The organism is Streptomyces sp. BYX5S, assembly GCF_054724165.1.
The window spans coordinates 6,390,738-6,404,722 of sequence record NZ_CM138829.1; the positions used below are offsets into that span (position 1 = coordinate 6,390,738).

Sequence of the window (13,985 nt, forward strand, 5' to 3'; positions counted from 1 at the left end):
CGGCGAGGTGGCGCTTCTCCTCATCGGTGTCGTCGTACGTCACCAGACTACAAAGCGTCGGTGACAGTGCGCACGTACGGCAAAGGGAGCGGCCCCCACAATCGGGAACCGCCCCCTTCACAGCGTCTTATCGGGCGCCGGCCGCACCGCGGCGGATACCGAGGCGCTCGACCAGCGTACGGAAGCGCTGGATGTCCTTCTTGGCCAGGTACTGCAGCAGGCGGCGACGCTGGCCGACCAGGATGAGCAGACCGCGACGCGAGTGGTGGTCGTGCTTGTGCGTCTTGAGGTGCTCGGTCAGGTCCGAGATGCGGCGGGAGAGCATGGCGACCTGGACCTCGGGGGAGCCGGTGTCGCCCTCCTTGGTGCCGAACTCGGTCATGATCTGCTTCTTCGTAGCGGTGTCGAGAGCCACGCTTACTCCTCGTAGAGTCTTGATGCCGCCGAGTGCCCCTGGTCTGCATCTCAGGGGAGCTTCCACAACTCGGGAGGCGGGGATCCGCTGGGCGCTGTCCTCAGGGATACCGGGGACGCGTACACAAACGGCCGTCACACAGCGTACCAGCCGCCCGGCGACCGCCTCGACGGCGGCCGCCCGGTCCCGGACTCAGCTGACCATGCTGCGCACCTGCGTGTACAGGCCGAGCACGGCCAGGCACAGCGGTACGAGGGTCAGCAGCACGAAGCCGTCGAACAGGTCGAGCATGCGGCCCCAGAACGGGGAGACGCCCTTGCGCGGCACGGACAGGCCGACGATCACGAGGAGGGCGGCGCCGCCCCCGATCGCGGCGGCGAACCACAGGATGTGGATGTTGAGCGGCGCGGTGTCGCCCTGGAGGAAGCTCTGCAGGAGCGAGTGCGGGGTGTTCAGGGTCACGCCCAGGATGAGCAGCCCGAGGATCAGCAGACCGCCCACGACCAGGGACGCGACCTGCGCCGTGTAGTCGAACAGGCGGGCGCGCAGCATGAGCGCGATACCGGCGGCCAGCGCGAGCAGCTGCGCCCACACGTCGTCGGAGAAGCCGAGCACCACACCGGCCGAGGCGACGGCGAGGGCGGCGCAGCCGATGACGAGGCCGAGGAGCAGTTCGTGACCGCGGCGGACCTGGGCGCCGATGCGGCCGAAGTCGATGTGCTCCTCCTCCTCGCGGCCGTAGTCGCGGCCCTGGGCGATCTGGTCCGGCGAGCGGTAGCCGATGGGCAGCCGCGCGGAGCGGGCCGACATGCCGGGGAGCCAGGCCAACGCGATGATCGCGACGACCGCGGTGACGGAGGCGACCTCGCTCGGCGAGGCCTCGGTGATCAGCGCGCCGAACGTGGCCAGGGCGCCGACGGCTGAGCCCAGGGCCGCGGCGACGAACACGGCGTCGCCGTGCGGCAGCAGCACCACGAGCAGCGCGGAGGCGATGAGCACCACGACGCAGCCGGACAGCAGCTGAAGCCGGCCGGGGCCCTCCGCGGCACCGGTGCCGAAGATGCCGGAACCGGCGATGAGCAGGTGCGGCAGGGAGGCGAGCCCGAGCGAGGTGGACGCGGCGCGGTCGTCGTACACGCGGGCGCGGACCACGGAGAAGGCGACGAGCAGGACGCCGACGACACCGGCGATGATGCCGGGCAGGCTGTGCATGTCGCGGTCGACCGGGTTCGAGAACCACAGCGCGAACGCCATCAGCGTCAGCAGCAGGACACCGGCGCCCAGGCCGACGACGCTCATCAGCTCGTCGCTCCAGCGGCGCCGGTCGCGGCGGACCGCGGAGGCGACCGCGTCGGAGACGTCGTCGAACACCGCGGCGGGCAGCGACTCGGAGAACGGGCGCAGCATCAACACGTCGCCGTCCAGCACCCGTTGGTCGGCGAGCGAGCGGCCGGCGTCCAGCACGGTGCCGTCCCTGCGGACCAGGTGGTACCCGGTGGGGTCGCCCTCGGCCTGGCTCTGCCCGGAGAGCTGGAGGATCTCCGGGTAGATGTCGGCAAGCGCGGCGTCCTCGGGCAGGGCCACATCGATACGTGCGTCCGGTGCGGCGACGGTGACCCGGCAGAAGCCGGTTCCGCCTCCGGCAAGAGCTGTGGTGCTCACCTCGCGGTTCCCCCTCATGTCATGACTTGTTGTGGTATCGGTGCGGCGGCGCGGCGGCCGGACGGCGTCACGCGCGGTGCGTCAGCGTAGCGTCCACAAAGCCTCCTCACCCCATGGGCCCCAGGAGTTGGGATGAGTCAGTAGGATCGCCGACGCACGCCGGAGAACTCTGTCTTCGGCCTGGGGGAACCGCCAGTAACGGGGGCGGTCCGACATGTCCCGATGCGTACGACATACGTGCGCGCTGAACTGACGACTGCAGATTTAAGGACTGGTGCCTCGGTGAGCGTGGTCATCGTCAAGCGACCGCCTCGGGTGTTGCCACCCGACGTACCGACCGACGAGGTGCGTCTCGAACCGCCGCCGGAGCTGGCCCGGCCCGAAGACCAGAACCTGATGATGAGCCTGCTGCCCATGCTGGGCATGGGCACGTCCTCGGCGTTCTTCTTCACCTCGGGTCAGTCGATCATGAAGATCATGGGTGGCATCATGATCGCCTCCACCCTGGCCATGGCGGTGGCCCAGCTGATCAAGGCGCGGCAGGGCGGCGGGGCCGAGATGGCCCAGGAGCGCCAGGACTACCTCAAGTACCTGACCCAGGTGCGGCGCGACGTGCGCAAGACGGCGCGCATGCAGCGCGACGGTCAGTACTTCCTGCACCCCAACCCCGAACAGCTGTGGGCGCTGGTCGCCGAGGGCCGGCGGGTGTGGGAGCGCCGGGGAAGCGATTCGGACTTCACCCAGGTGCGGCTCGGGCTCGGCCCGCAGCAGCTGGCAACTCCCCTGATGGCGCCGGAGACCGCGCCGCTCGACGAGCTGGAACCGCTCACCGCGCACGCGATGAAGTCGTTCCTGGAGACCCACGGCACGCTCGACGCGCTGCCGCTGGCCGTGTCGCTGCGGTCCTTCTACCACGTGAGCGTCTCCGGTGATCCGGACACCACGTACGGCGCGGCCCGCGCCATGATCGCCCAGCTGTGCACCCTGCACTCCCCCGAGGACCTGCGGGTCGCCGTGGTGGCCTCGCCCGGCGCGATGGCCGAGTGGGAGTGGGCGAAGTGGCTGCCGCACGTGCAGCACAGCACCTCCGACGGCGCGGGCTCGCGGCGCGTGATCGTGGACGACCTCGGTGAGGTCGAGGAGATGCTCGCCGACGAGCTGGAGGGCCGCGGCCGGTTCAACCCGCAGGGCCCGCCGGTCGTCGACCAGCCGCACCTCGTCGTCGTCATGGACGGCGGCAGCATCCCCGACGAGTCGCTCATCGCGGGCGCCGAGGGCCTTCAGGGCGTCACCATCATCGAGGTCGTCCCGGGCGTCGTCGAGGAGCTGCGCGGCTCGCTGTCCGTGCAGGTGCAGCCGGGCGAGCTGCTGCTGGAGTCGCAGGGCGGCACCCAGTACACCGGCGTCTGCGACACGCTGTCGCTCACCGAGGCGGAGGCGCTCGCGCGGCAGCTCGCCCCGCTGCGCGCCGGTTCGGCGGACGGCGACGAACCGCTCCTCGCCAACCTGGACTTCACCGAGCTGATGGGCATCGGCGACGCCGGTTCGGTCGACGTCGCGCGCACCTGGCGGCCCCGCACCCTGCACGAGCGGCTGCGTGTGCCGCTCGGTGTGGACCGCGACGGGCAGCCGGTCATGCTCGACATCAAGGAGGCCTCGCAGGAGGGCATGGGCCCGCACGGCCTGTGCGTCGGCGCCACCGGTTCCGGTAAGTCCGAGGTGCTCCGCACGCTCGTGCTCGCCCTCACGGTGACGCACTCCTCGGAGACGCTGAACTTCATCCTCGCCGACTTCAAGGGCGGCGCGACCTTCGCGGGCATGTCCGAACTCCCGCACGTCGCCGCCGTGATCACCAACCTGGCCGACGACCTCACGCTGATCGACCGCATGCGCGACTCGATCACCGGTGAGCTCCAGCGCCGCCAGGAGCTGCTCCGCTCGGCGGGCAACTACGCGAACATCACCGACTACGAGAAGGCCCGCGCGGCCGGCGCCCCGCTGGATCCGCTGCCCTCCCTCGTCATGGTGCTCGACGAGTTCTCCGAACTCCTCACCGCGCGCCCCGACTTCATCGAGATGTTCATCCAGATCGGCCGTATCGGCCGATCCATGGGTGTGCACATGCTGCTCGCCTCGCAGCGTCTGGAGGAGGGCAAGCTCCGCGGCCTGGACACCTTCCTGTCGTACCGGATCGGTCTGCGCACGTTCTCGGCCGCCGAGTCCCGTACCGCGATCGGTGTCCCGGACGCGTACCACCTGCCGAACGTCCCCGGCTCGGGCATCCTCAAGTACGACACCGAGACGATGATCCAGTTCAAGGCCGCGTACGTCGGTGGTGTCTACCGCGCCGGCGGTTCCGGCGGGGGCGGGTCGCGCACGCACCGGCAGCCGGTGCTGTTCACGGCGGCGCCCGTCGCCGAGCAGATCATCCACGAGCCGGAGCCCGAGGTCGTGCCCGACCAGGTCGACGACGCGCTCGCGGACACCGTCCTCGACGTGATCGTGGCGCGCATCGTCGGCCAGGGCCCGCCCGCCCACCAGGTGTGGCTGCCGCCGCTGGAGGAGTCCCCCTCGGTGGACTCGCTGCTGCCGCCGCTGTCGACGACGCCGGAGCGCGGTCTGCACGCGCCGGACTACCCGGCGCTCGGCAAGCTGGTCGTGCCGATGGCGCTGGTGGACAAGCCGTTCGAGCAGCGCCGCGACATCCAGTACCTGGACTTCTCCGGTTCGGCCGGTCACGGGCTCGTGGTCGGTGGTCCGCAGTCCGGCAAGTCGACGCTGATCCGCTCGATCATGACGTCGTTCGCGCTCACCCACACCCCGTCCGAAGTGCAGTTCTACTGCCTGGACTTCGGTGGCGGCGGCATGCTCGCGATGGAGGGGCTGCCGCACGTCGGCGGCGCCGCCTCGCGCCTCGACGCCGAGAAGGTGCGCCGTACGGTCGCCGAGGTCCGCGGCATCCTGAACGAGCGCGAGGAGTTCTTCCGCGCCAACAACATCGACTCCATCGGTACGTTCCGCTCGCGGCGCGCCGCGGGCCAGTACCCGGAGCAGCGGTGGGGCGACGTCTTCCTCGTCATCGACGGCTGGGCCGCCTTCAAGACCGACTACGAGCAGCTCGACCCGGTCATCCTCGACCTGGCCTCGCGCGGTCTCGGCTTCGGTGTCCACCTGATCATCGGCTCCGGCCGCTACACCGAGGTCCGGCCCGCCCTGCGCGACCAGCTCCTCAACCGGGTCGAGCTGAAGCTCGGTGACCCGATGGAGTCGGAGTTCGACCGCAAGAAGATGGAGGCCGTGCCGCTCGGCATGCCCGGCCGCGGTCTGACCCCCGACAAGCTCAGCTCGCTGTCCGCACTCCCCCGTATCGACGCCTCGTCGGACGTGGAGACGCTCGGCCAGGCCATCGAGCACATGGTGACGACGGTCGCCGAGCACTGGCAGGGTCCGCCGGCCCCGCCGGTGCGGATGCTGCCGACCAAGCTGCACATCAGCGAGGTCCCCAAGGGCGGCGACTTCCCCGAGCGCGGTGTGGCGATCGGTGTCGACGAGACGACGCTGTCGCCGTCGTTCATCGACTTCGAGAACGACCCGCTGCTGGTGGTCTACGGCGAGTCCGAGTCCGGCAAGTCCGCGGTGCTGCGCATGATCGCGAAGCAGATCTCCGAGCGGTACGCGACGGACAAGGCGCTCATCGTCGTCGGCGACTACCGGCGCGCCCACCTGGGCGAGATGCCCGACTCGCACGTCTACAAGTACTGCGCCTCGGGTCCGCAGCTCCAGGAGGTCATCACCAGCCTCGCCGGCTCCATGGGCCGTCGTATGCCGGGTCCGGACGTCACGCCGGAGCAGCTGCGCAACCGCTCCTGGTACGACCTGCCGGACGCGTTCATCATCGTCGACGACTACGACCTGGTGGCGACGAGCTCCGGCAACCCGCTCAACCCGCTCCTGGAGTACCTGCCGTTCGCCCGGGACCTGGGCCTGCGCATCATCGTGGCGCGCTCGTCCTCGGGTGCGGCGCGGCAGTCCTTCGAGCCGGTCATGCAGCGCATGAAGGAGCTCGGCGCGACGGGCCTGGTGCTCTCCGGCGACCCGGCCGAGGGCCAGATCTTCGGCCCGCTCAAGCCGCAGCGGCTCCCACAGGGTCGCGGCATGCTCGTCACCCGCAAGGGCGGGGCGCAGCTGGTGCAGACGGCGTGGCTGCCGATGCGCAGTGGCTGAGGCGTGACGTGAGTTGCGCGGTGGCTGACGCGTGACGTGAGTTGCGCAGTGGCTGGCGCGTGACGTGAGTACGGTACGGCGCCGGAGATCGGGTGGACCGATCTCCGGCGCCGTAGTCTTTTGTCCGAACCGACGTGAGGGAGAAGAGAGTTGAGCACCCCGCCGCAACCGCCGCAGCCGCCCCGGACGGCCGACGAAGCCCTGGCGATCGCCCGCACCACGTACCGGCCGCTGTGCGCCGACGGCACGCCCGCGACGCTCCACGTCGAGGAGTTCGACCTCGGCTTCCTGATCCACGCGACGTATCCGCCGACGGATCCGCCCTCGTACGGCGGGAGCCACCTGGTCGTCTCGAAGGCGGACGGTTCGACGATGCACGTCCCGAACTTCCCGCCGGAGTCGGCGATCAGCCTGTACCGGCGCCAGGTCGAGCAGGGTTAGGACGACGGTGCCTGGCCGCACGCACCGACCGTCCGCACTCCAGGTCGCTTGAGAGGACCCTCATGGCTCGCGAAGGATTCCGTACCGACACGACGTCCCTCTCCCGGGAGGGCACCAGCTTCCAGGACCTGGGCGCCCAGTTCGCCCGAGCGGCGGCCGCCCTCCAGAACGGGCTGGCCTCCGTCAACGCCTGCGCCCCCACCAGCGGTGAGGCTCCCGCCCCCGAGAAGGGGCAGGTGGAGGGCTTCGTGCAGGGCCTGACCAGTTTCGCCGACAAGGCGGACATGCCGCCGTGGGGCGACGACGAGATCGGCGAGAAGTTCGGCATCGCCTACGAGGGTCTGCAGACCGGCATGTTCGAGTCGATGCGGCACCTGGCGCAGGAGCTGACGAACATCGGTGGCGCGCTCGGCGCGATGGCCAAGAACCATGCCGAAAACGAGTCCTTCAACGAGGAACTCATCAAGCAGGAGCGCAACGACATCGACTTCGCCGCGGGTGGGGGCGGTACGGAGTCGCACATCACGAAGGCGACGTGAGGGGAGTGCGAGCGGGCCCGGTCAGACCGCCTGGCCCGCGCCGATGACGAGCAGCGCGCCGACCATCAGCCACAGGCCGGTACGCCCCATGCCGCCCGCCCCGCGCACGGCGAGCCACAGCGCGCCGCAGCCCCCGGCCACGCCCACGGCGTTCGCGCCCAGGGCGACCGCGCCGGCCCCGCCGACGGCCTGCCCGACGAGCGCCGCGACGGCCGCCACGACGAAGACGGCCGCGCACACGACGTCCCGCAGCCGCTCGCGCCGCCCCGCCTCGGCGACCCGCGCCTGCTCCTCGGCGAGCGCGCGCTCCTCCGGCGGAAGCTCGGTCTCCCACTTCCCCGAGAAGTCCGCCTCCCACTGCAGGCCGGTGCCGTCTCCACCCGTACGTGTCATGCCCGCGACCCTAGCCGACCGGCGGTGGGCGGCTCATCCCGAGGCGGAGGCGGCCACCGGCTCGCCGCGGGCCCCAAACCACCCGTGCGCACCGGTTCGGACGCCGTCCATGCCGCGTTCGGTGCGGCACGGCCCGGTACTAGAGTGACCGGGCACGTGAACACGGGACACCAGGGAGAGACGTGAACTGGCAGAGCAGCCCGATGGCGGCGCCGCAGCAGGTCGCCTACGAGCCGCATCCGTTCATCGGCGGCCGCGCCTCCGCCCTGCGTCCGCTCGCCGCCTGGCGGGCCGCCGTTCCGGACGCGCCGCGTGTCGTGCTGCTCACCGGGTCGCCCGGGTGCGGGAGTTCACGGCTGCTGACCGGGTTCCTGATGATGTGCGACCCCGGTTACCGCGAGCGCATGGACCTCGCGCGCCTCGACCCGTGGACCGTTCCGCCGGCGCTGCCCGCTCCCGCCGTGCCGAGCGCCGCGGGCCTCACTCCCGCGCAGGTGCTGTGGGTGCTGGCCGACCACTACGGCATCGACGTCGCGCGGGACGCTCAGGTGTACGAGGCGTTGGGCGCCGCCGAGCGCGTCATCGTCGTACCGGATGTGGACCGGGCCGGTCCCGTGCGGGCGGGGCGCGGGCCCGAGCGGATGGCGCGCGAGCTGCTGGTGCCGCTGGCGGGGCTTGCGTCCGTGCGGCTGCTGGCGGAGGTGCCGAGGGCGCTGGCCGCCGAGATCGCCGCGGCGCTCCCCGCGGGGACGGCGCAGGTCGTCGACCTCGACGCCCCCGAGTACGCCGACCTCCAGGGCCTCACCCTTCAGACGCAGACCGCGCTCGACCCCGCCTTCGGGGCGCCCCGCCTGCCGTTCACGGATGATCCGCAGATGCGGCTCTGGCTCGCTCAGGGCCTCGCGGCGCGCGCGGCCACGGGCCCCGGCGGCAGCCGACTGACCGTACAACTCGCCGTCAACGCGCACCTGTTGGCACCCCAGGCGCCCCCGAACGCCGCACTGTTCCCGGCCGGCCCCGCCGAGGCCGTCGACCTGCACGCGCAGCGGCTCGGCGCCGACCCGGCGCTCCTGCGCGCGATGCTCGCCCCGCTGGCGCTGGCCGAGGGCGACGGGATTCCCCTGCCGCTGTGGGCGCCGCTGGCCTCGGCGCTCGCGGGCCGCGACCTGTCCTCGGAGATCGCGAACGGGATGCCGCTGGCGGGACCGTTCGTGACGACGGTGAACGACGACGATCCGGCGGAACCCACCCTCGTCGCCCTCACCCACCCGGCACTCGGCGAGGCGCTGCGCGCCGCTCTGCCCGATGTGCGCGGTGCGCACCTGGGCCTGGCGCTGGAGCTGTTGGAGCTGGTCTCCGAGCAGGGCGGCTGGGAGCGGGCCGACCCCTACGTCCGGGACGGTGTCGTCGGCCACCTCCTGGGCGCGGGCCAGCTGCCGCGCCTGCTCAAGGACCCGTGGCTGCTGGCGCACGCGAACCCCGTGGTGCTGCGGGCCGCGGTGGAGGAGGTCGCCGCGGACGACCGCGCCCGCGAGGCGCTGCCCGCCGCGGGGCGTACGTATCTGCGGATCGCGCCGCTGTTGACGCGTACGCAGGCGGGGCCCGCGGAGCGGGTGCGGGTGCTGGCGGCGGCGTTCGAGGAGGACGGGCTCGCTCAGTACGCGGGGGTGTTGGGGGTGCCGGGGGCCGGGGTGGCCGGGTCCGGGGCGGCAGGGGGGCGGTCCGAGCAGCCCGCCGGTGCCGCGTCCGCCGCGTCGTCCGGGTCGTCCGGGTCGTCCGGGTCGTCCGGGTCGTCCGGGTCGTCCGCGCAGCGCACGCCCACCGTGGTGGATTACCCGTTGGCGCCGCCGCAGCGGCCCGCGGCGTCCACTCCGCCGCCCCACCAGGCGGCACAGCAGGCCACCCCCACGCCCCCGCCCGCTCCCTCCCCCGGCCCTGCCGCCGCACACGTTCCCAGCCAGGGCGGCCCCCGCCCGGCCACCGGACCGGGCAACACGGCCGTGTTCACCTACGTGGATCCGCGCACGGGCCAGGAGGCCTACGTCACGGCGGTCTCGGCACCCGGCCAGCCCCCGGCCGAGTACCAGGGCATGGCACAACTGGACCAGCTGAACGTGCCGGTGAGCAACGTCGTCGCGATCCACACGGATCTGTGCCCCGGCTACTTCCCCGGCGGCTACACGGCGAACGTCCTCAACAACATCTTCCCGAACGCCAAGCAGTCGCACGCGCACCCCTACGGCTGGGAGCCCGCCACCCGCGTCGAGGGCGTCACCGCGCTCACCTCGCACGCGCAGCTGATGGCCCAACTCGCGGGCCATCAGGCGCCACCGCAACCCTCGCGCGCCCCGCTCCCCCACCCCGTACCGCCGACGCACGTACTGCCGGACGCGGAGCTGGGTCCGCTGCTGACGCAGGTGTTCGGCGCGGACAAGGTCCGCCGTTACGCTCCTCAGCTGCTGGCCACGGCGGCCCTGCCGGACTCGGCGCGGGCCACGTTGTCCACGGCCGGCATCCCCGCCGACGTGCCGCTCTTCTTCCTGGCGGACACGGACGACCCGAGCGTTCCCCCGGTGACGGGCGGCATGTTCACGGACGCCGGCACCAACCTCATCGGCGTCGGCGTCCCGCTGCCCCCTGACGCGTCGAACACCCTCACCGCGTACACCCGCATCGGCACGGACGGGCTGTACGTGATCACGGTGCACCGCGAGACGGGCCAGGTCTGGGCGGCCACGCCTCTCGACGGCCGCCTCCAGTACGTCAACTCCTCGGTGGCGGCCTTCGCGTACTCCCTCGCCACGCTGTACGCGACGCGCGGCCACATGGTCGGCGCGGACCCGCACACGGCGGGCAACATCGTCGCCGACCTCCAGTCCCGCCTCCTTGGGATCGACCCGAACTCCCTGGCCGAGCCGAACCATTGGTGGTCGCTGGTGATCGAGCAGATGTGGCACGGGCTGTTCTGACGGCCGCGCAGGCAGGGCCGTCGGCCGGCGGCACGTCAGTCGGCACGGCCGGCCGGCGCCGCCCCCCTGACTCACGCCGCCCCATCGTCATCAGAAGGAGACCGTCATCAGAAGGAGATCGAGGCCGGGGTGTGGTTCGCGGGGGACAAGGTCTTCGGCGGGGCCGCGTTCGTGCCGGGCAGCGGCGAGCTGCTGATCATGCAGCCGAACGGCTGGAGGCTCTGGACCGCGCAGCCGGAAGGGCGCGGGCGTCGAGCGCATCGCGAGGGCCCGCTGGGCGGGCATCAGGCGCCGTCGGATCCGGAAGCCGGTCTACGTGGCACCGCAGGGCGTCACGGATCGCGACGCTGCTGAACTCACGCTCTTTACACGCCAGTTGGACGTGTGACCTCATGGACGAGCACCTTTCGCATCGACACCTAGAGCGACACCAGTACCGGTACCTGCGGAAGTGGCGGCGGCTTTCTTCCGAGGGCCGCCGGAAGCCAGGAATCCGACGTACGTGCCGAGGAGCGCCACCACGGCAACGAGCCCCAGCGCCCAGCGAGTACGCCCTTCCACATCGGTCAGCAGCAGGGCGGTGGCGACGGCGCAGGCCGGGATCAGCAGCACCGTCGGCATACGGAGCCGCAGCGGCCACGAGGTCACGGGCAGCCACAACGCCACGGAACGTCGCCCGTCGAGCGGAGCGTCCGGCGTGCCCACGGCGGCCGCGTCCCGAGCGGCGGAGCGCGCGACCTGGGCGCTCCACACCTCACCCGGCAGGCACCAGTGCCGGTCTCCGACGAGCGCGGCATGCAGTCGTCGGCCGTTGCCGACACCCGTGGAGTCGGCGGGGTCAGCGAGGCCAGCGGGATCGGCCCAGCACACCCAGACCTCCTCGTCCCGGAGAACCTGCGCGATGGCCTGGTTGTTCTGCTCCGCCGAGAAGTGCACCTCACCACTGCCGGTACGCACACGGACCGCGGTACCGCCGCCGTCCCAGCGCGCGACGCCCCGCACCCGCCCGCGCACGGCGCGCGTACCGTCACCGAGCCGACCGATCCCACGGAAGCTGCCCGCACCGACGGAAGCCAGCATCACGACCAGCGACACCCCTGCCCAACTCCCGAAGAACGCCCACGTCGCGCCGGGCGTCAGGGCGGTCCCGGCCTCCAGCCGGTCGAGCGTCGGACCGTCGCCGTGCACGGCTCCGAGGTCCGGCCGCCCCGGAACGTAGAGCACCTCCACCTCCCCGCCCCTGCGCGGCTCGTCGGGCGTGCGCGCCTGAAGCGTGGCTCGGTCAGCGCTGGGCTCACCTTGCCTCGCTGGCAACAGCACGGTCAGGCGGGCCTCGAAGTCCGTGTCCGAATGCCCGGCGAACCGCTCGACGTCCCGTACCTCCAGGATTCGCGCGCTCCCTCGAACGGCCCCGGCCTCGGTGAGGGCAGCCGCCCGGTCGGCATCCCGGCCGTCCCCCGCGGTCACGGCCAGAATCCCGACGAGCGCCGCCAGAAACGCGACGATCCCGACCAGCCCGCGCACCTTCACCCAACGCCCTACAGGCAACACCGCAGGCAACCCGGGAGGATCCCCGCCCTCGACCACCGCCCCCTCCGGCCGAACAGCCAGGTACCCCGCACCCTCACCCCCACCGGCCACGCCCAACCCCCGGCGCCCCAGCAACAGGACCACCAGATGCCCCAGCAACACCACCAGACACGCGACGACCAGCACCCGCCGCCAAGCCAGCACCGGCAGAAACAGCCACCCGAGCAAGCCGACAACGCACACACCCGAAGCGCCCCAACTGACCACACCCAGGCCACTCACGGCATGCCGACGAACAGCCCCCGAAGACCTACTCATCTTGCTCCCCGATTCCCGTTCACAACTCACCACTTCACCGCGGTCACCAGATCACCACGTCACCACCAGCGACACAACGTTCAGTTGACCCTCACGGCAAGCAGGCCGAAGACGGCCGCCGCGAAGAGCAGAACGACACCGATGACCGCACGAGGGCCAACGCGAGCAGCGCGCCCGGGTTACCGGCCCGGGTGAGCCGCGTAGTGACGGATCCATCGTCGTACGTGGCGCCGCCCGCACGGCGGCCGCGGCTCCATCCACGCCGGCGTTCTCGCATTCCGGATGCGTTCCCTCTCAGAACCGTTCTCTCAGAACTGTTGCTGTTCGGCCCCGGGCGGGAGCAAGCACGGAGTGCGCACGGAGAAGGAGAACCGCTGCGGCTTGGTCCTACCGGACCCGACCGTTTCCGCCATGACGCGGTAGCGATTCTTCTCGTTCTCGGCCCACAGGAGAGCCGATTCGTAGGAGTTCTTGAACTCGCGGTAGTCCGTGACGTCGTACCCATGCTTCTCGAGCGATTCACGCAACGCCCGCACCAAGCGTGTGTGCTGCGTCGCGGGCGCGGATGAGTACACGTAGTAGAAGAGGCTGTACCGGCCGTCCTCGGCGACTTCGTCATGGGCCCCGACGCACGTTTCGAAGTTCGTCTTTTCGGTGGAGGGAACGAGATCCGCCCCGGACGCATCGGCCATGTACGCGGTGAAATCCTTGGCCCACTTCAGTACGGCATCGCGCTCCATACGCGGCAACGGAGCATTCCGTTCGTGGTCTTCCTGGGAGACGCAACCTCCGGCCGTCAGCAGTGCGAGAGACACGGCCAACACCCTGCCCAGCAGTCGGGCCCTCACCAATGAACGAGCCTGGCTCCGGGTCACCATTGGCCTCCTTCGGTACTCCACGGGGAGGCCTTCCGGCGATAAGGCGCGCTTCACATCGACTGCGGACTCCGCCGCCGCGTCGTGGCTGCTCGTGGTGTCCACGGCGCGCGTGACGGCCAACACCTCGGTCTCGTCGACCCCAACCTCGACTCGACGTTCACCAGGAAGAACAGCGCCGAGTCGGCGTCGTCTCCCTTCTAGGAATGGTGCAACGGGCCGATAAATCATGGCCCATGACGTCCCGTCAACTTAGGTGCGCTGTGCGGCAGTTCGCGCCACGCTCCGACGGCCGCTCCCACACCCACAACCGTGAAGCCCTGCTTCATCAGTCGCGCGAAGTCAGAGGCCACATCGACCTCCGCCAACGGTGATCGATTCGTCGTTCCACAAGCATGAGTTGGCGCGATTGCGCATGCTGCGAAGCCCCCGCTTCCCGTGACCGCCACCGTCGTTGCAAGCGACGAGTGTAGGACCGGAAAAGAACATACGTGCGCACTTCACGGAACATTTTCCGTCCCACCAGCCACACGCAACTACGCCTCAGCCGCCACCTGAGCGCGACTGGAGGCGCCTCAGTGACCGAGGTAAACGTCTGATAAGAATGAGAAGCGTCCCC

9 protein-coding genes are annotated in these 13,985 nt (G+C 71.0%); 4 read left to right on the forward strand and 5 right to left on the reverse strand.

Translation table 11 applies throughout. The features are described from left to right. Positions 1–127 precede the first annotated feature (127 nt). Positions 128–415 (reverse strand): 30S ribosomal protein S15, encoded by a 288-nt coding sequence (gene rpsO, locus ACYBSK_RS28755; RefSeq protein WP_306323305.1) that lies wholly within the window; start codon positions 413–415, stop codon positions 128–130. 192 nt (positions 416–607) lie between these two features. After that, positions 608–2,095, reverse strand: a complete 1,488-nt coding sequence (eccD, locus tag ACYBSK_RS28760) for a type VII secretion integral membrane protein EccD (RefSeq protein ID WP_457480160.1) — start codon at positions 2,093–2,095, stop codon at positions 608–610. A gap of 264 nt (positions 2,096–2,359) precedes the next feature. On the opposite strand from eccD, the gene eccCa reads away from it, so the two are divergent. The 3 genes from eccCa (at position 2,360) to ACYBSK_RS28775 (ending at position 7,281) form a co-directional block, all read left to right on the forward strand. After that, positions 2,360–6,301, forward strand: a complete 3,942-nt coding sequence (gene eccCa / locus ACYBSK_RS28765) for a type VII secretion protein EccCa (RefSeq protein WP_457480161.1) — start codon at positions 2,360–2,362, stop codon at positions 6,299–6,301. A gap of 150 nt (positions 6,302–6,451) precedes the next feature. Beyond that, complete coding sequence (locus tag ACYBSK_RS28770) at positions 6,452–6,742, forward strand: hypothetical protein (protein WP_457480162.1); 291 nt, start codon at positions 6,452–6,454, stop codon at positions 6,740–6,742. Positions 6,743–6,804: 62 nt separating this feature from the next. After that, complete coding sequence (locus ACYBSK_RS28775) at positions 6,805–7,281, forward strand: hypothetical protein (protein WP_457480163.1); 477 nt, start codon at positions 6,805–6,807, stop codon at positions 7,279–7,281. 21 nt (positions 7,282–7,302) lie between these two features. Here ACYBSK_RS28775 and ACYBSK_RS28780 read toward each other — a convergent pair whose 3' ends face one another. Next, positions 7,303–7,674: a hypothetical protein gene (locus tag ACYBSK_RS28780; protein ID WP_457480164.1), complete on the reverse strand. Its 372-nt coding sequence runs from the start codon at positions 7,672–7,674 to the stop codon at positions 7,303–7,305. 182 nt (positions 7,675–7,856) lie between these two features. On the opposite strand from ACYBSK_RS28780, the gene ACYBSK_RS28785 reads away from it, so the two are divergent. Beyond that, positions 7,857–10,643 (forward strand): SUKH-4 family immunity protein, encoded by a 2,787-nt coding sequence (locus ACYBSK_RS28785; protein WP_460243864.1) that lies wholly within the window; start codon positions 7,857–7,859, stop codon positions 10,641–10,643. A gap of 390 nt (positions 10,644–11,033) precedes the next feature. On the opposite strand, the gene ACYBSK_RS28790 is transcribed toward ACYBSK_RS28785, so the two are convergent. Together ACYBSK_RS28790 and ACYBSK_RS28795 are read right to left on the reverse strand one after the other, a co-directional pair. Then, positions 11,034–12,401 carry a hypothetical protein gene (locus tag ACYBSK_RS28790; RefSeq protein WP_460243865.1) on the reverse strand — a complete coding sequence of 456 codons (1,368 nt, stop codon included), beginning with the start codon at positions 12,399–12,401 and terminating at the stop codon, positions 11,034–11,036. Positions 12,402–12,799: 398 nt separating this feature from the next. Next, positions 12,800–13,306, reverse strand: a complete 507-nt coding sequence (locus ACYBSK_RS28795; RefSeq protein ID WP_460243866.1) for a hypothetical protein — start codon at positions 13,304–13,306, stop codon at positions 12,800–12,802. Between the last annotated feature and the right edge of the window lie 679 nt (positions 13,307–13,985).

Coding starts and splice junctions, on each gene's coding strand:
- eccD (WP_457480160.1), bottom strand. CDS start 2,095: ATGAGGGGGAACCGCGAGGTGAGCACCACAGCTCTTGCCGGAGGCGGA.
- ACYBSK_RS28775 (WP_457480163.1), top strand. CDS start 6,805: ATGGCTCGCGAAGGATTCCGTACCGACACGACGTCCCTCTCCCGGGAG.
- ACYBSK_RS28780 (WP_457480164.1), bottom strand. CDS start 7,674: ATGACACGTACGGGTGGAGACGGCACCGGCCTGCAGTGGGAGGCGGAC.